At 69.3% G+C, this 17,041-nt stretch carries 15 protein-coding genes and 1 pseudogene; 7 read left to right on the plus strand and 9 right to left on the minus strand.

Annotated elements, in window-relative coordinates; genetic code table 11:
• Positions 1–44: 44 nt before the first annotated feature.
• From ACFV2O_RS33090 to infC, 4 genes are all read right to left on the minus strand, one after another.
• Positions 45–836 carry an RNA methyltransferase gene (locus ACFV2O_RS33090; protein WP_356967886.1) on the minus strand — a complete coding sequence of 264 codons (792 nt, stop codon included), beginning with the start codon at positions 834–836 and terminating at the stop codon, positions 45–47.
• Positions 837–876: 40 nt separating this feature from the next.
• Positions 877–1,257: a 50S ribosomal protein L20 gene (gene rplT, locus ACFV2O_RS33095; protein WP_039797323.1), complete on the minus strand. Its 381-nt coding sequence runs from the start codon at positions 1,255–1,257 to the stop codon at positions 877–879.
• 110 nt (positions 1,258–1,367) lie between these two features.
• Entirely contained in the window at positions 1,368–1,562 is a 195-nt protein-coding gene (gene rpmI / locus ACFV2O_RS33100) for a 50S ribosomal protein L35 (protein ID WP_355078204.1), read from the minus strand.
• Between the two features lie 59 nt (positions 1,563–1,621).
• The gene (gene infC, locus ACFV2O_RS33105) at positions 1,622–2,287 is read right to left on the minus strand and encodes a translation initiation factor IF-3 (RefSeq protein ID WP_379255697.1); all 666 of its coding nucleotides are present in this window, start codon (positions 2,285–2,287) and stop codon (positions 1,622–1,624) included.
• A 336-nt stretch (positions 2,288–2,623) separates the two neighbouring features.
• On the opposite strand from infC, the gene ACFV2O_RS33110 reads away from it, so the two are divergent.
• The 3 genes from ACFV2O_RS33110 (at position 2,624) to ACFV2O_RS33120 (ending at position 4,049) form a co-directional block, all read left to right on the plus strand.
• Complete coding sequence (locus ACFV2O_RS33110) at positions 2,624–2,752, plus strand: hypothetical protein (RefSeq protein WP_355078205.1); 129 nt, start codon at positions 2,624–2,626, stop codon at positions 2,750–2,752.
• A gap of 4 nt (positions 2,753–2,756) precedes the next feature.
• The gene (locus ACFV2O_RS33115; RefSeq protein ID WP_355078206.1) at positions 2,757–3,098 is read left to right on the plus strand and encodes a DUF1844 domain-containing protein; all 342 of its coding nucleotides are present in this window, start codon (positions 2,757–2,759) and stop codon (positions 3,096–3,098) included.
• 240 nt (positions 3,099–3,338) lie between these two features.
• Positions 3,339–4,049 carry an alpha/beta fold hydrolase gene (locus tag ACFV2O_RS33120; protein WP_379255548.1) on the plus strand — a complete coding sequence of 237 codons (711 nt, stop codon included), beginning with the start codon at positions 3,339–3,341 and terminating at the stop codon, positions 4,047–4,049.
• A 54-nt stretch (positions 4,050–4,103) separates the two neighbouring features.
• On the opposite strand, the gene uvrA is transcribed toward ACFV2O_RS33120, so the two are convergent.
• Positions 4,104–7,055 (minus strand): excinuclease ABC subunit UvrA, encoded by a 2,952-nt coding sequence (uvrA, locus tag ACFV2O_RS33125; RefSeq protein ID WP_379255550.1) that lies wholly within the window; start codon positions 7,053–7,055, stop codon positions 4,104–4,106.
• Positions 7,056–7,562: 507 nt separating this feature from the next.
• Here uvrA and ACFV2O_RS33130 point away from each other — a divergent pair.
• Entirely contained in the window at positions 7,563–9,119 is a 1,557-nt protein-coding gene (locus tag ACFV2O_RS33130; RefSeq protein ID WP_379255552.1) for a GAF domain-containing protein, read from the plus strand.
• Between the two features lie 3 nt (positions 9,120–9,122).
• Here the strand turns inward: ACFV2O_RS33130 and ACFV2O_RS33135 are convergent, their stop codons facing one another.
• Both ACFV2O_RS33135 and ACFV2O_RS33140 read right to left on the minus strand, forming a co-directional pair.
• Positions 9,123–9,905 carry a sigma 54 modulation/S30EA ribosomal C-terminal domain-containing protein gene (locus ACFV2O_RS33135; protein ID WP_379255554.1) on the minus strand — a complete coding sequence of 261 codons (783 nt, stop codon included), beginning with the start codon at positions 9,903–9,905 and terminating at the stop codon, positions 9,123–9,125.
• Between the two features lie 162 nt (positions 9,906–10,067).
• Positions 10,068–11,210: a beta-ketoacyl synthase N-terminal-like domain-containing protein gene (locus ACFV2O_RS33140; protein ID WP_379255699.1), complete on the minus strand. Its 1,143-nt coding sequence runs from the start codon at positions 11,208–11,210 to the stop codon at positions 10,068–10,070.
• A 279-nt stretch (positions 11,211–11,489) separates the two neighbouring features.
• Here ACFV2O_RS33140 and ACFV2O_RS33145 point away from each other — a divergent pair, with 279 nt between their 5' ends.
• The 3 genes and pseudogenes from ACFV2O_RS33145 to ACFV2O_RS33155 all read left to right on the plus strand — a co-directional run bounded on the left by ACFV2O_RS33145 (position 11,490) and on the right by ACFV2O_RS33155 (position 15,603).
• A complete protein-coding gene (locus ACFV2O_RS33145; RefSeq protein WP_364430355.1) occupies positions 11,490–12,839 on the plus strand; it encodes a diguanylate cyclase domain-containing protein in 1,350 nt (449 codons plus the stop codon).
• 10 nt (positions 12,840–12,849) lie between these two features.
• Positions 12,850–13,134: pseudogene (locus ACFV2O_RS33150) on the plus strand (antibiotic biosynthesis monooxygenase family protein); the annotation flags it as partial.
• 171 nt (positions 13,135–13,305) lie between these two features.
• Entirely contained in the window at positions 13,306–15,603 is a 2,298-nt protein-coding gene (locus ACFV2O_RS33155; protein ID WP_379255556.1) for a HelD family protein, read from the plus strand.
• A gap of 82 nt (positions 15,604–15,685) precedes the next feature.
• On the opposite strand, the gene ACFV2O_RS33160 is transcribed toward ACFV2O_RS33155, so the two are convergent.
• On the minus strand, positions 15,686–16,138 hold the full coding sequence (locus ACFV2O_RS33160; RefSeq protein ID WP_355078212.1) for a universal stress protein: 453 nt from the start codon (positions 16,136–16,138) through the stop codon (positions 15,686–15,688).
• Between the two features lie 486 nt (positions 16,139–16,624).
• Complete coding sequence (locus ACFV2O_RS33165; RefSeq protein ID WP_355078213.1) at positions 16,625–17,038, minus strand: DoxX family membrane protein; 414 nt, start codon at positions 17,036–17,038, stop codon at positions 16,625–16,627.
• Between the last annotated feature and the right edge of the window lie 3 nt (positions 17,039–17,041).

A 17,041-nucleotide genomic window follows, 5' to 3' on the forward strand; every position in this document is an offset into this window, starting at 1 on the left:
CCACAAGGGGGCCGCGAACACCCAGCGCCGCAGGCGCTGGAGATCTAATACCGCACGCGCGAGTTCGCGTACAGGCAGATCGCGGCGGCCGTCGCCAGATTCAGGCTCTCGGCGCGGCCGCGAATGGGAATGCGGACGCGGTGGTCGGCGCGGCGTGCGACGGCCGGGTCGAGGCCGTGCGCCTCGTTGCCGAACAGCCAGGCCACCGGTTCGGTGAACAATTCGTCGGCGTCGTCGAGGTCGACCTCGCCGTTCGCCGCCGTAGCGAGGATCGTGATGCCCGCCGCGGCGATCGCATCCAGCGTCTCGGCGACATCGCGGTGCCGGGCGATCGGCACATGGAAGATGCTGCCCGCGCTGGCTCGTACGCATTTGCCGTTGTGCGGGTCGACCGTGTCGCCCGCCAGCACCACGCCGTCGGCGCCGACCGCATCGGCGACTCGGATGACCGTGCCTGCGTTTCCCGGCTCGGCCATCTCGACCGGGACGGCGAGCATCCGGGGTCCGGCGTCGAGGATCGTGGCCAGGGGCACGTCGAGCAGATCGCAGACCGCCACCAAGCCCGGCGCCGTGACCGTTTCCGCGAGATGCTCCGCCGCGCGGTCGCTGACCAGCGTGGTGCGGACGCCCGCGGCGGACGCCCCCGCGATCAGCGCGTGGTCGCGTTCGGCGGCCGCCTGCGAATAGAACAGCTCGTGGACGCGGGCGGTCTCCAGGGCCGCGGCGACGGCATTGGCTCCTTCGGCGAGGAATCGGCCCGCTTTGCGGCGCTGCGCTCCGCGTTGCAGCTTGACAGCGGAAACGACCCGCGGATTGCGCTCACTGAGCGCTTCCACGGGTCGTTCCGAAAGTCGTCCGGGTGTCAACGAACGCGACTCAGGCGGCCGGCGCGTTGACATCCTGCGGCAGGGCGGCCTTGGCGACCGCGACGAGACCGGCGAACGCCTCGGCGTCCGACACCGCGAGCTCGGCGAGGATCTTGCGGTCCACCTCCACACCGGCGGCCTTCAGGCCCTGGATGAAGCGGTTGTAGGTGATGTCGTTGATCCGCGCGGCGGCGTTGATGCGCGCGATCCACAGCTTGCGGAAGTCACCCTTGCGCGCCCGGCGGTCCCGGTAGGCGTAGGTGAGCGAGTGCAGCTGCTGCTCCTTGGCCTTGCGGTACAGCCGCGAGCGCTGGCCGCGGTAGCCCTTGGAGGCCTCGAGGATGGAACGGCGCTTCTTCTGAGCGTTGACGGCCCTTTTGACGCGTGCCACTGGTCAGTCCTGTTCGATCTGGGGGCGCGGGGCGGCGCCCGGAAATGGGTCGGGGTGGCGACGGAGGTAACTCCGGTCGCGAGTGCGTGCCGGTCTGCGCGCGGGCGCGATCAGAGACCGAGCAGCTTCTTCACGCGACGGACGTCGGCGGAGGCGACGACTTCCACACCGTCCAGACGACGAGTCCGGCGGCTGGGCTTGTGCTCGAACAGGTGGCGACGGTTCGCCTGCTGGCGCAGCAGCTTGCCTTTGCCGGTCACCTTGAATCGCTTCGAGGCGCCGCTGTGCGTCTTCATCTTCGGCATGGATTCCTCTATCTGTCGTCCCGGCGGTCGGGGCGGACCGCCGGGTGTTCTGATCGGTGTTACTGCGGGCCGGCCGTCTCGGCCTGCTCCGGGGCGGGCTGACCGGCCGGGGCGGCGCTGGGCGCCGGGCGCGAAGCCGACTCCTGCTGCGCCTTCACCCGGGTCTTCGCGCCCTTGTGGGGGGCGAGGACCATGGTCATGTTGCGACCGTCCTGCTTGGCCGAGGTTTCCACGAAACCGAGATCGGCGACGTCGGACGCCAGCCGCTGCAGCAGCCGGAAACCGAGTTCGGGGCGGGACTGCTCGCGTCCCCGGAACATGATCGTCACCTTGACCTTGGACCCGGCCTCGAGGAAGCGCACGACGTTGCGCTTCTTGGTCTCGTAGTCGTGGTCGTCGATCTTCGGGCGGAGCTTCTGCTCCTTGATCACCGTCTGCTGCTGGTTCTTCCGAGACTCGCGCGCCTTCTGCGCCGTCTCGTACTTGAACTTGCCGTAGTCCATGATCTTGCAGACCGGCGGACGGGCATCCGGTGCCACCTCGACCAGATCGAGGTCGGCTTCGAGGGCGACGCGTAGTGCATCTTCAACACGCACGATCCCAACCTGCTCGCCGCCCGGTCCGATGAGCCGGACCTCGGGAACACGGATGCGATCGTTGATGCGGGTCTCAGTGCTGATGGGGCCTCCTAGGTCAAGCGGTGTCGTCAGACGACCGCGCGCAATAACTGCAACCCCTGTTCAACACGAAGGCCCCGGTGCGGTATTCCGCGCACGGGGCCCGATGTCGACCGATCACCAACCACGAGCGAACTCGGGTCGACTCTCGCGCGGCAGGGTTCTCCATGAGAACCCCGGCACGAGAAACCCACCCTCGCGGGTGAGTGACCGGACCGCTGGACCGTACGATGACTCGTCGGCAACGGTGGGAGTCGGGCTCCACTTATCAGCCCCGGGGCAGCCCGGGGCGGTCGTCAGCGGAAAGTCTAACATTCCGTTCGGCTATCGCCGAATCGGCCGCGAATCATTGCCCGGCCGCGTCCGGCATGCCACGCTCCCCCGGTGCCCACACCACCCCGCGACCTGCTGCGATGGCAGTTCGACCTGACCTGGTCACTCGCCGGGATCCACCTCGCCGACATCACCGAGATCGGCCACCTCCGGATGCTCCGGGCGGCGTCGCTAGCCTGAAGGCATGACTGACGAGCTCGACGCCTCCGTACGCGAACTGGCCGACATCCCCGCGGTCGAGGTGATCAGCCGCGCCGCCGTGATGCTGATGAGTTCGGCGGCCGAGAAGCTCGGGCTGGCGGACGAGGACCCCGAGACCAGCCCGCGGCGTGACCTGGACGAGGCGCGCCGCGTGATCACCGCGCTGGCCGGACTCGTGACGGCCTCGGTGGAGTACCTGGGTCCGCACGCGGGACCGATGCGCGAGGGGTTGCAGTCCCTGCAACGCGCCTTCCGCGAGTCCTCCGCGCATCCCGACGAGCCGGGCAAAGGCCCGGGCGAGAAATACACCGGTCCGGTCTACTGAGCTCGCGCGGTTCCCGAGCCTGGCATTGGAAGACGCCGAACACCGTACCGCGCTGAACAATCGACAGGCCGCGGCCGGTCAGGAGCAGGTCGTCCATCGGTGACGTGCCCGCCCCCATCCATTCTCAGCATTCCGCCCGGTCGAGCAGAGAATTCCGAAGCACCGACGGAATTGTGCGCGAATACCGTTGGGTACAACGATGTTTAGGAAATTTACCAACGGGTGGGGCACAGTGAGCCCATGGCTACTCGGATTCTTCTCGCTCCCGGATTCTGGCTCGGTGCATGGGCGTGGGACGAGGTCGCACCCGATCTGCGGCGGCGTGGCAACGAGGTGGTGGCGCTCACACTGCCCGGCTTGGATGAAGCCGACCCGGACCGGTTGTCGGCCACCCTGGAATCCCAGGCGCAAGCCATCGTCGATGCGGTGCCCGAGGGCGAGACCGTCGTGCTCGTCGCGCATTCCGGCGGGGCGGCGCCCGCCTATCTCGCCATCGACCGCGCGCCCGAGCTGTTCCGCCGGGCGATCTACGTCGACAGCGCGCCGCTGCCGAACGGTTTCGTCATCAACTCCGCGCTCGACGTCGCCGTGCGCGAATGGATTCTGCCGGAATGGCCGGAACTGGAGGCCGCGGGCAACAGCCTGGCGGGCCTGGACGAGGCCGCCTTGGCGCGCTTTCGGGAGCGTGCCGTGTCGGAGCCCACGTCCGTCGCGGCCGCCCCGCTCCGGTTGAGCGATTCGGACGCCCGCCTGTCGGTCCCGGCCACCGTGATCTGCAGCAGCATGACCGCCGACGTGGTCGAGAAGCTGCGCGACAACGGTGAAACTCCCCTCTTCGCCGAACTGGCACGCATCGACGCCGAGTACGTCGACCTGCCCACGGGACATTGGCCGATGTGGTCCAAGCCGAAGGAACTCACCGAACTGATCCACGCCATCGCCAACCGCTGAACGAACGGCGGCGCGGCCCGGCGCACCCGGACCGCGCCCGCTTCGGACGAGAGGTCAGCCGACCGCCGCGGCCTTCTTCGCCGGACGCTTGGTGGCCTTGCCCGCGGTCTTCTTCGCCGGAGCCTTCTTCGCGACGCTCTGCGGCGCGGGTGGCTGGTCCAGCACTTCCTTCAGGAACTGACCGGTGTAGCTGTGCGCGACGCCCGCGACCTCCTCCGGCGTACCCTCCGCCACCACGGTGCCGCCGCCGGAGCCGCCCTCGGGACCCATGTCGATCACCCAGTCGGAGGTCTTGATGACGTCCAGGTTGTGCTCGATGACGATCACCGTGTTGCCCTTGTCCACCAGGCCGTTGATGACGTTCAGCAGCTTGCGGATGTCCTCGAAGTGCAGGCCCGTGGTCGGCTCGTCGAGGATGTACACCGTGCGGCCGGTGGACCGCTTCTGCAACTCGGCGGCGAGTTTCACCCGCTGGGCCTCACCACCGGAGAGGGTGGGAGCGCTCTGGCCGAGACGTACGTAGCCGAGCCCGACGTCCACCAGGGTCTTGAGGTAGCGGTGGATCGAGGTGACCGGTTCGAAGAACTCGGCGGCTTCCTCGATGGACATGTCCAGCACCTCGGCGATGGTCTTGCCCTTGTAGTGCACCTCGAGGGTTTCCCGGTTGTAGCGGGCGCCGTGGCACACCTCGCAGGGGACGTAGACGTCCGGCAGGAAGTTCATCTCGATCTTCAGCGTGCCGTCGCCGGAGCAGGCCTCGCAGCGACCGCCCTTGACGTTGAAGGAGAACCGGCCCGGCTGGTATCCGCGCACCTTCGCCTCGGTGGTGGCCGCGAACAGCGTGCGGATCTTGTCGAAGACGCCGGTGTAGGTGGCCGGGTTGGACCGTGGCGTCCGGCCGATCGGCGATTGGTCCACCTGCACCAGCTTGTCCAGGTGGTCGAGCCCGTTGACTCGGGTGTGCCTGCCCGGCACCTGCCGGGCGCCGTTGAGCCGGTTCGCCAGCACCGTGGCCAGGATGTCGTTCACCAAGGTCGACTTGCCCGACCCGGAGACGCCCGTCACCGAGGTGAGCACACCGAGCGGGAAGGCGACGTCGATGCCCTTCAGGTTGTGCTCGCTCGCCCCGACCACGGTGAGCTGCCGCTTCTTGGTGACCGGGCGGCGCACCAGCGGCACGTCGATGCGTTCCCGGCCCGACAGATATGCCCCGGTGAGCGAGTTCGGATCGGTGAGCAACTCTTCGTAGGGCCCGCTGTGCACCACCGTGCCGCCGTGCTCGCCGGCGAACGGGCCGATGTCGACCACCCAGTCCGACGCGCGGATGGTGTCCTCGTCGTGCTCGACCACGATCAACGTGTTGCCCAGATTGCGCAGCCGCGTGAGGGTTTCGATGAGCCTGCGGTTGTCCCGCTGGTGCAGGCCGATGGACGGCTCGTCGAGTACGTACAGCACACCGACCAGGCCGGAGCCGATCTGGGTGGCGAGCCGGATGCGCTGCGCCTCACCGCCGGAGAGGGTGGCGGCCGCGCGGGACAGCGTGAGGTACTCCAGGCCGACATCGAGCAGGAAGCCCAGCCGCGCCTGCACCTCCTTGAGCACCTGCCCCGCGATCGCCGCCTCGCGCTCGCCCAGGGTGAGCGAGTTCAGGAACGCCGAGCACTCGCCGATGGACAGATCGCTGACGTCGGCGATGGACTTCTTGTCGCCGTTCGCGGCGATGGTGACGGCGAGGATCTCCGGGCGCAGCCTGGCGCCGTTGCACACCGGGCACGGGATGTCGCGCATGTACCCGTCGTAGTGCTCTTTCATCTGCTCGGACTCGGTGTTCTCCATGCGCCGCTGCAGGAACGGCATCACGCCCTCGAAGTCCGCGTAGTACGAGCGCTTGCGGCCGTAGCGGTTGGTGTAGGAGACGTGCACCTGGTCGGCGCTGCCCTCCAGCACGGCCTTGCGCGCCTTGGGCGGCAGATCCTGCCACGGGGTGTCCATGGAGAAGCCGATGGAATCGGCGAGGCCCGAGAGCAGCCGGGTGAAGTACTCGGCGGTCTGGCCGCGCGACCACGGCGCGATGGCGCCGTCGTTCAGGCTCAGCGCCGGGTCGGGCACCACCAGTTCCGGGTCGACCTCCTTGCGGATGCCGAGGCCGGTGCAGTCCGGGCAGGCGCCGTAGGGCGAGTTGAACGAGAAGGAGCGGGGCTCCAGGTCCTCGATGTCGAGCGGGTGGCCGTTCGGGCAGGCGAGGCGCTCGGAGAAGCGGCGCTCCCGGTCGTGCGCGTGCTCGTCGCGATCGACGAAGTCGAGCACCACGATGCCGTCGGCCAGGCGCAGCGCGGTCTCGATGGAATCCGTCAGACGCTGCTTGGAACTCGGCTTCACCGCCAAGCGGTCGACGACGACCTCGACGTCGTGCTTCTCCTGCTTCTTCAGCTTCGGCGGATCGGTGAGCGGATACACCACGCCGTCCACCCGCACGCGAGAGTAGCCCTGGGTGTTGAGCTGGTCGAACAGGTCGACGAACTCGCCCTTGCGGGTGCGCACCACCGGCGCGAGCACCTGGAATCGAATGCCCTCCTCCATGGCCAGCACCTGGTCGACGATCTGTTGCGGCGTCTGCTTTGCGATCAGCTCGCCGCAGACGGGGCAGTGCGGCGTGCCTGCTCGCGCGTACAGCAGCCGCAGATAGTCGTAGACCTCGGTAATGGTGCCCACGGTCGAGCGCGGGTTGCGGTTGGTCGACTTCTGGTCGATGGACACCGCGGGCGAGAGGCCTTCGATGAAGTCGACATCGGGCTTGTCCATCTGACCGAGGAACTGCCGCGCGTACGCCGACAGCGACTCGACGTAGCGCCGCTGCCCCTCCGCGAAGATCGTGTCGAAGGCCAGGCTCGACTTGCCGGAGCCGGACAGACCGGTGAACACGATGAGGCTGTCGCGGGGCAGGTCGAGATCGACACCCTTGAGGTTGTGCTCCCGAGCTCCGCGCACAGTGAGGCGTTCCGCCACGGCCGTCCCTTCTCCTTCGTGTTCGGCGTCCAGACATACCCCCGGCCGCCATGCTAGGCATGGGCACCGACAAGTTTCGCGGACCGGCCGTCACCTGGGCGAATGGCGGGACCCCTGTGGCCGGACGTTGCGGATGAGCCGGGAAACGGGCCAGGACGCCTCCGTAGCATCGCCCTCCCGGCACCACTGGTCAACAGCGCGACGTCATTCGGCATTCCCCTGGTCGACGCAGTTACGGCAGGCAGCCCGACGCAGGGCGGCCGACGACGCCCCCAACGGATGCGCGGTGCGCGAGATCACTCCGCGGTGGTGGGATGGAAAACCTCGAGCACGCGCGGCGAACGAACTGGTCAGCACGGTGCGAGCACCCACGGACACCCACAGAAGCGCGGCGCGGATGTCTCCGGCGAGACCGGTCACCACTCCGCACAACTGCGCCCCGCGCGCACCGGTCCCCGACTAAACTGAGCCCGCTGTGCGCCCCCCACCGGCCTCCCCCACTCATCCATGACGATCCTGACCCAGCATCTCCCGTCAACGGTGCTCGACACCCTGCGCGCCCTGCTGCGAACCGCCACCCGCTCGGTCGCGGCCCGCTACGGCGCGCTCGGCATCCGCGGCCACGACGACCGGCTGGTCGAGTTCATCTTCCACGGCGTCGACGACGCGACGGCCGCCCACATCGGCCGCTCCCCCGAGGGACACGGCGTACTGGGCTTGCTGCCGGCGCACCCGCACCCGATCCGGCTGGACGATCTGTCGGAACATCCGGCCGCTGCGGGCTTTCCGCCCGGCCATCCGCCGATGGGCAGTTTCCTCGGCGTCCCGGTGCGGGTCGGCGAGGAGATCTTCGGCAATCTCTACCTCACCGAAAAGGCCGGGGGACAGTCGTTCACCGAGGACGACGAGGCCATCGTGCTCGCCATGGCCGCCGCGTCGGGTATCGCCATCGAGAACGCGAAGCTGTACGAATCCGCGCGGACCAGGCAGGCGTGGATCGAGGCGACGCGCGACATCGCGACCGAGTTCCTCGCGGGCACGGCGCCGGATCTCGTGCTCGCGCAGGTGGTGGCGCGCGCCCGCGCGCTGACCGGTTCGCAGCAGGCGCTGCTGGCCGTGGTGGCGCCCGGGACGCCGCCCGATGAAGCCACCGAACTCGTTGTGGCGCAATGGTTCGGCCCTGGAGGGGGCCCGGAGCGGGTGCGCATCGCGGATACCGCCACCGGCACGGCGTTCACTCGCCGCGCGCCGGTGCGGTTAGCCGACGCCGAATCGGTCGATCTCGGGGCCGAGGTCGGCGCGGCGGGCCCCGCGCTGGTGCTGCCACTGCAGACCGCGGACCTCGCGCTCGGTGTGCTGATCGTGGTGCGGCCACCCGGGTGTCCCCCGTACCCCGGCGAACTGGTGGACCTGACCGCCGCGTTCACCGATCAGGCGGCGCTGGCCATGCAACTGGCCCAGACCCAGCGCAGAATGCGCGAACTCGACGTGCTCGCCGACCGCGACCGCATCGCACGCGACCTGCACGACCATGTGGTCCAGCGACTGTTCGCGGTCGGGCTCGGGTTGCGGGCCACCGCGGCCCGCACCGAGGATCCCGTGGTGCGGCAACGACTTTCGGTGGAGATGGACGGTCTGCAGGAGGTCGTGCAGGAGATCCGTACGTCCATCTTCGACCTGCACGGCGGCGACCCACTGCGCCGTCGGCTCGAGGACGCCATCCGCCAGCAGACCGCCGACGGCGCGTTCCGGACCAGTGTGCGGTTCTCCGGGCCGCTGTCCGTGGTCGGCGACGAACTCGCCGACCACGCGGAAGCCGTGGTGCGCGAATCGGTCAGCAACGCGGTGCGCCATTCCGGCGGGAACCGGCTCGCCGTCGAGATCACCGTCGGCGACGAACTGACCGTGCTCGTCGAGGACAACGGCGCGGGGATGCCCGCGCAGGTGACACCGAGCGGTCTGGCCAACCTCGCGCAGCGTGCGAGCATGTCCGACGGTCACTGCACGGTGCAGCGGACCGACAGCGGCGGCACCAGGGTGCACTGGTCCGCGCCGCTGGCCTGAGAGTCAGGCGGGCAGCACGATCGCAAGGTCGCCGTCGTGGCGCCGGTACAGCAACCCGCCACGCCCGCTACCAGGATCGGTACAGAACAGGAACGGCAATCCCTTGTGGCACAGGATGTTCGCGGCCTCGGCCGGGTCCAGACAGACGGCGGGAGCCGCGTCGGCCACGATCGGCGGGGTGCCGCGCACCAGCTCCGTCGACCGGATCGGCGGATACGTCGCCCACTGGCGGACGAGTCGCACGCCCGACTCCGTCCAGTGCACCACCGCGTCCGCACCGGTCTCGGCGTCGATGAACAGGTGGGCGTCGTAGTCCATGGCGTCCAGCACCGCGACCGCCTCGGCGGGCGTGCAGACGGACAGAACGCACCGCTTGCGGCGCACGATCGGACGCGGCGCACCCGCGCGGGCCAGCGGAGGGCGGGCCGGATCGGGCCAGGTCCGCGTCTCGCCCGCGGCCGAGCGGGCCAGTCGGCGGTCGAGCCGCTCGGCGGCGAAGGTCACCGCGAACCCGCGCGGACCGGTGACCTGCACCCGGGTGACCACATCCCGGTGGTGGACGTCGACCTGGACCACCGTCGGCGCCTCCGGATCGGGCGGCGCGCCGAGACGCACCCGGGCGGGCCCGTCGAGATGATGCCTGCGCAGAACCCGGGTGATGGCGCGCACCGCCCGTGTCACGTCCATGGCCGAGACCTCCCCACGCGTGGTCACCGCCACTTCCGGCCCCGCGGCCGTCGTCCACTGGTCCGACGCGAATCGCAGCCCCGATGAGACCATCTGCATTGCCCCGCCTTCCGGATCGATTCGTCCCACCCCATGCCAGCACCGCGGGGGATGCCGCGAACAGGGCCGAAAGTCCCCATCGAGCGAAAAAGACTGGCGCAGGCGGAATTCAGGCTCGGCCCGGGGCGAGTGCCCGCGCCGCACCTCGCATGGCGGCCACGATCACGCGGCGCCGAGCACCACGACGGAGTTGTTGCCACCCATACCGAGGGAGAGCTTCACGGTGATGCCGCCTTCGAACGGTGTGGGGCCGTCAAGCAGCCGTGGATGCGCAGGCGCGACGATCGGGGCCGCGGGCACGATGCCCCGGTCGTAGCCCAGCGCGGCGGCCGCGACCTCGACGGCGGCCGCGGCGCCCTGGCAGTGGCCCGCAAGCGGTTTCACCGCGTAGATGTGCGGGCGGTCGGCGAACACGTCCGCGAGCAGATGGTGCTCGGCCACGTCACACTGCCGGGTCCCGGTGCCGTGCGCGTTGAAATAGCGCACGTCGGCGGCGGTGACGTGCGCGGCGGCGAGCGCGCCGCGAGCGCAGTCGAGGATCTGCTCGTGCGTCGGGTCGACCGAGACCACGTGATAGGCGTCGTTGGACATGGCGCCGCCGAGCACCGCCGCATAGGGCCGATCCACCGAACGGGTCAGCACGAACGCCACCGAGGCCTCGCCCATGCTGAACCCGCGACTGCCCTCCTGGAAGGGACGGCAGGCGTCCAGCGGTTCGGCGTCGGCGACCGCGGCGCCGAGCCGCACGAAACTGTCCAGCATGTCCGGGGTTGCGGACAGGTCGGTCGCCACGAAGACCACGTCGTCGGCCATGCCCGCGTCCAGCCAGAGCTTAGCGGTGACGAGCCCGACGTTGGCGGAACTGCACGCGGCGGAGATGTTCATCGCCGGGCCGTGGAAGCCGAATTCCTGCATCAGCATCGAGACCGGCGTGGACGGCAACAGCCGCAGGTAGTCCCTCGACCGGCGGCGGCCGCCGTCGACGAGGTAGAAGTCGCGCCAGTTCACCACGTCGCCGAGCACGATGGCGTGCAGCAGGCCGACGGTGCGGCCTGGCCGCCAGCCCCGGTCGCGTGCGTCGGCGACGGCCTCCCGCGCCGCCTCGTGCACGGCCCGCCCGTACCGGCTCGTGCTCACCTCGGGGTCCCCGCCGTCAGGGACGAGCGCGACCCACGCGTCGTCGTCGCGACCGGGGCCGTAGCCCGGTTGCAGAGCCGCCGCCGACTTGCCGCTGAGCAAGCCGTCCCACAGCTGTTCACGTCCCCATCCGTACCCGGTGATCGCGCCGATCCCGGCGATGGTCATGTTGTCTCGAGGCCCCCGCGGATCGGTGCGGAACCGCGTAGCGGCGTTCGGGTCGGCACCCGGCATGTATCGCTCCTTCACCGGCTCCCAGGGCGGGCCGAACCGTCTGCCCCGCCTCGACGCAGAAACCGGTTTCTGCCATGATCGCCGGATCCGGCCCGAGAACGTGCCAGTACTGTGATCGAAGCAATAGCGTGGAGGATGTGATCTTGTCCACGTCGATACCAGAATAATCCCGTGTTCCAATGGCCATAATGGGGTCGATGATCGGGGGTTCGAGTGGGTGACGACAAGCTGGCCGCGGCGGTCGACGCCGCCGAACAGCTGGCTGCGCGCTACCGCTCCCTGGTCGAGCACACCCCGGACGGGATCTGTGTGCACGAGCGTGGCCGGGTCGTCTACGTCAACCCGGCCACCGTCCGGTTGCTCGCCGCGGAGGACGCCGAGGAGATCATCGGCCGCCCGCTGACCGACTTCGTCCACCCCGCCTCCGTCCCCTCGATGCTCGACCGGATCAGCACCCTCACCACCGCGGGCGCGGCCTCGATTCCCACCGAGATGACCTTGATGCGGGTGGACGGCGGCACCGTGCCCGTGGAGACGGTGTCCGTGCTGACCGCGTGGCACGATCACCTCGCCTATCAGGTGGTCATCCACGACCTCACCGCCCAGCGCCACGCCGAGGCCGCGCAGCGCAGGGCCGAGCACTACTTCACCACGGTCGTGTCCCAGTTGGAGGAGGGCGTCGTGGTGATCGATCCGGAGGGCCGGATCGAGTCGATGAACCCGGCGGCCAAGCGCATCTTCGGTACCGAGGGGCCCGACGGCATGGTCATCGGGCGCACCATCCAGTCGTTGCCGCTGGTGCTGCTGGACGCGAACGCCCAGCCGCTGCCGCCGAGCCGCCATCCGGTGGCGCGCACGCTGGCCACGGGCGAGACGATCACCGGCTATGTCTTCGGCGTCGACCGGGTGGACGGCCAGCGGCGCTGGCTGTCGGGCAGCAGCCGCCTGCTCAATCCAGGCGATCCGCGCTCGTCGGCGGTGTCCTCCTTCGCCGACATCACCGAATTCCGCGCCAGCAGAAGGCAATTGGAGTATCAGGCCACGCACGACTCGCTGACCGGGCTGGCCAATCGCTCGCTGATCCTGTCCCAGCTGGCCGCCGCGCTGGCCAGCACCGAGGAACTGCTGCCGGTGTCCACCGTGCTGTTCATCGATCTTGACGGGTTCAAGACGATCAACGACACGCTGGGGCACGCCATCGGCGACACCGTGCTGCAGATCGTCGCCCAGCGCCTGCAGCGCGCCCTGCGCGGCGACGACATCGTCGGCAGGCTCGGCGGCGACGAATTCCTGGTGCTGCTGTCCGGCCGCACCCGCCGCGTCGACATCGACGCGTTGGTGAGCAGGCTGCGCTCGACCATGGCCGAGCCGATCATCGCGCGCGGGCACCGGATCGAGGTGAACGCCTCGATCGGCGTCACCGAACTGGGGGTGGGCGACCGGCGCAGCCCGGAGGCGGTGCTGCACGACGCGGACTTGGCGATGTACCGCGCGAAGCCGCCTGGACGGCGGGAAGGCACCGTCACCAAAGGCCGCAGACCCAACAGCACCCACGCGTCCTGACGAGCTCGCCATGATCATCGAACACGCACTTCTGCCGGTTCACCCCGAACTCGCCGCCGATTTCGAAGCCGCCTTCGCCGCGGCACGGCCGATCATCGCGAGCATGCCCGGCTTCCGGGCGCTGTCGCTGTCGCGCGGTGTCGAGTCGCCGGGCAGCTACCTGCTCCGGGTGGAATGGGACCGGCTCGATGATCACGTCGTCGGATTCCGCGGCTCGCCGGAATATCAGCGCTGGAAGGACCTGCTACACCACTTCTACGACCCGTTCCCGGTGGTCGAGCATTTCACGCCGGTGCAGCTCACACCGCCCGCCGACCTCGCCCCCGCCCCGGCGCCGGGGTCCTCACCTGCGGTTACGGCGAGCCCGTCGCAACCCCAGTAGACTCGACAACTCTGTTTTCCGTGCGTGCACCTGCCCGATCCCGGCGGCGTGCTCGCGCCTGTTCGCGGTGACAAGGAGTTCAGTTTGCCCGACCTCACTCAGGACCGTGCCGCAGGCGGCGGCGCGCCCGAGCGGACCCGCGAAACCGATCAGGAGCAGGCCTACCTGTCGGTGCTGTACGAGCGGCTCGACGAGATGCGCGACTACGCGCGCAATCGCCTGCGCACCGTGCTGCTGGAGACCGGCGGCACGCCGCAGGCCCGCAGCGAACGGGAGTCCTTCAGTCAGCTCTACACCGAGGACCTGGCGAAATACGACGCCGCCGAGCACGGCCTGTGTTTCGGCCGCATCGACCTCGACGGTGAACAGGAGGAGTACCGCTACATCGGCAGGCTCGGCATTCTCGACGAGAAGGACGACTACGAGAGCCTGCTGCTGGACTGGCGCGCCCCGCTGGCGCGGCCGTTCTACCTGGCCACCACCGCGGCGCCGGACGGGGTGACCCGGCGCAGGCACATCCGCTCGCGCAACCGCAAGGTCACCGCGATCAACGACGAGTACCTCGATCTGACGGCCGCGCGCCGGGCCGGCGTCACGGCCGCGGACGGCGGTGTCGGCAGCGAGAGCGCGCTGCTGTCCGCGCTCAACGCCGCGCGCACCGGCCACATGAACGACATCGTCGAGACGATCCAGCACGAGCAGGACGCGATCATCCGCTCCGAGCACAAGAGCGTGCTCGTGGTGCAGGGCGGGCCCGGCACCGGCAAGACGGCGGTCGCGCTGCACCGGGCGGCGTATCTGCTCTACACCTACCGGCAGCAGCTGGCCAAGAGCGGCGTGCTGATCATCGGGCCGAACGCCACCTTCCTCGATTACATCGGGCAGGTGCTGCCCTCGCTCGGCGAAACCGGCGTGCTGCTGTCCACCATCGGCGATCTGTACCCCGGCGTCCGGGCCGCGCGCGAGGACTCGTTGCGCGCGGGCGAGATCAAGGGGGCGCTGACGATACTCGAGGTGCTCAAGCAGGCCGTGCGCGACCGCCAGGAAGTGCCCGCCGAACCGATCCGGTTGGGCTTCGACGGCTATCCGGTCACGCTGGATCGCAAGATCGCCACGAAGGCCCGTGGCCGCGCCCGTTCCTCGCGCCGCCCGCACAACCTGGCGCGGCCCATCTTCGCCGCCTCGGTGATCGATGCGCTGACCGATCAGCTCGCCGCGACCATGGGCGCCGACCTCTCCGGTGGGCCCAGTCTGCTCAGCTCGGCCGATCTCACCGAGATCCGCGACGAGATGCGCGCCGACCCGCAGATCCAGGCGGCGATCGCGAAACTGTGGCCGATCCTGTCCCCGCAGGATGTCCTGGCCGACCTGCTCGCCGACCCGAAGCGACTGGACCGGGCCGCCAGCTCGCTGGACCCGGCCGACCGCGCCGAACTGCTCCGGCCGGACGACGGGCGGTTCAGTCCGGCGGACGCACCGCTGCTGGACGAGCTGGCCGAACTGCTCGGCGTGGACGACACCGAGGAACGCGAACGCGCCCGCCGCCGCTGGCGCGCCCAGCTCGCCGAGGCGCAGGACGCCCTCGACATCCTCACCGGCTCCGCGCCCCAGGATCTGGAGGACGACCTCGATCCCGAGATTCTGATGGCCTACGACCTGATCGATGCCGGCCAGCTGGCCGAACGCCAGGACTTCCGCACCCGCCAGACGACCGCGGAGCGCGCTGCGGGCGACCGCACCTGGACCTACGGCCACGTGATCGTGGACGAGGCGCAGGAGCTGTCGGAGATGGCCTGGCGCATGGTGATGCGGCGCATCCCGAACCGGTGGGTGACGGTGGTCGGCGACGTCGCGCAGACCGGCGACCCGGCGGGCACGTCGTCGTGGCAGCGGATGCTGGAGCCCTACGTCGCGGCCCGGTGGAAGCTGACCGAACTCACCGTCAACTACCGCACCCCCGCGGAGATCATGGACGTAGCCGCCGACGTCCTCGCCGCCATCGATCCGACGGCGACCGCGCCGCGCTCGGTCCGCGAGACCGGCGTCGCGCCGCGCGCGTACCGGGTCGAGCCCGGCGACGTGCACGCGGAGGTCGCCCGGCTGGTCGCCACCGAGACGGGGCCGGGGACCACGGCGGTGATCGCGCCGCAGGCGCTGGTGGCACCGCTGGCCGACCTCGCGGGCGAATCGGTGCGCGTGCTGACCGTGCACGAGGTGAAGGGCTTGGAGTTCGACGCGGTCTACCTGGTGGAACCGCGGGACATCCTCGACGAATCGCCGCGTGGCCTCAACGATCTGTACGTCGCGCTGACCCGCGCCACCCAGCGGCTCGGCGTGGTGCACAGCGCGGACCTGCCCGCCGTGCTCGACCGGCTGCGCTGATCACCGACGCACCGGAAGACGAAAGGCTCCGTGCCACAACGCTGTTCGCGGTGGGCACGGAGCCTTTCGGCCGAGGGGGGACTCAGCGCACGGTGTGCACGATCAGGACGTCGGAGCGCGATTTGCGCGCCACATCGGAGGGCACCGAGCCGAGCAGCCGTCCGGCCAAGGTGTTCAGGCCCCGGTTACCGACGACCAGCAGATCGGCGTCGACCTCCTTGACCAGCGCCAGCAGCGATTCCACCGGCTCGCCGACGATGGCGCGCTCGACGATGTCGGCCGCACCCGCCGCGATCGCCTTGTCCCTGGCGACGCGCAGGATCTCATTGGTCGGCGCGGAACCGCGTACCTGGTAAGCCTCCTCCTTGAGCACGTCGGCCGCGGCGGCGACATCGCGGTCGTCGGTCGGGTAGTACGCGCAGGCCACGACCAGGGTCGCGCCGGACACACCGGCCAGCGCCCCTGCCTTCTCGACGGCGACATACGACGAGTCCGAGCCATCGGTACCGACGACAATGGTCCGGTAGGCGGTCATTTCTCCTCCAACTATGCGGTGTGTCGGGTGCTGCGCACGGGTTCGCCTCTGGTTCGACGGCGCGCCGGCGCGGCGACTGGGGTCGACCATAGCGGCAATCGGTGCGGAAATTTCAGAAATCGCAAGACATCACACCGGGGCCGTCCGGCCATTCCCGCCGCGTATTCGCCAGGGAATACCGGAAGGGCCGGACCAACCAGGGCAGACGCAATTTCGGAGAACTAAACTTGTGATGTGCCACAACGGCCTTCAACACCGTTGCGGGCCTGGGATATTCATCACAGAGCCAGGTCCGTCACACGAAGATCGGTCCGCACCGCACGTTGATCACGTGCCGGGAACGGACCGATCGGGCCCGGACTGCCGTGCGGCTACGGCCACTGCCGATAGTTTGCCCAGAATATGCCGAGAATCGCTCCGATGATGTCCATGGCTTCTTCTTCCTGCGGTGAAAAGGACGCGCAATATTAGCGCGGGGAGCGCGGACTAGAGGTCGAAAAGCGGACCGGTGATGGTCAATCCGAGTTCGTCGACGTGCGCGAAGAACGCGAACAGCATCAGGGCGGCGCCCGCCAGGGCGACGTCCTTGTTGAAATGGATCATCTCGCCCTGTCTGGTCTGCGGATCGGACTCCTGCCAGAACCGGTGCATCACGGCCGCCGTCGGCAGCAGCGCGACTACCAACAGCAGCGAACCGAGGTCGGCCCAGATGCCCAACAGCACGCTGAGGCCGCCCAGCAGGAACAGCGCCCCCGAGCCGAACACTGCGGCCTTCGCCATCGGGACGCCCTTGCTCCGCGCGTACCCCGCCATCGCCTCGGTCTGAGTGAAATGCCCGAGGGCGGAGGCCAGGAACAGCAGCGCGAACAACACTCGTCCGATCAACACCACGACATCCATGTC

It is taken from the genome of Nocardia sp. NPDC059691 (assembly GCF_042733915.1).
Classification (GTDB): Bacteria; Actinomycetota; Actinomycetes; order Mycobacteriales; family Mycobacteriaceae; genus Nocardia; species Nocardia sichangensis.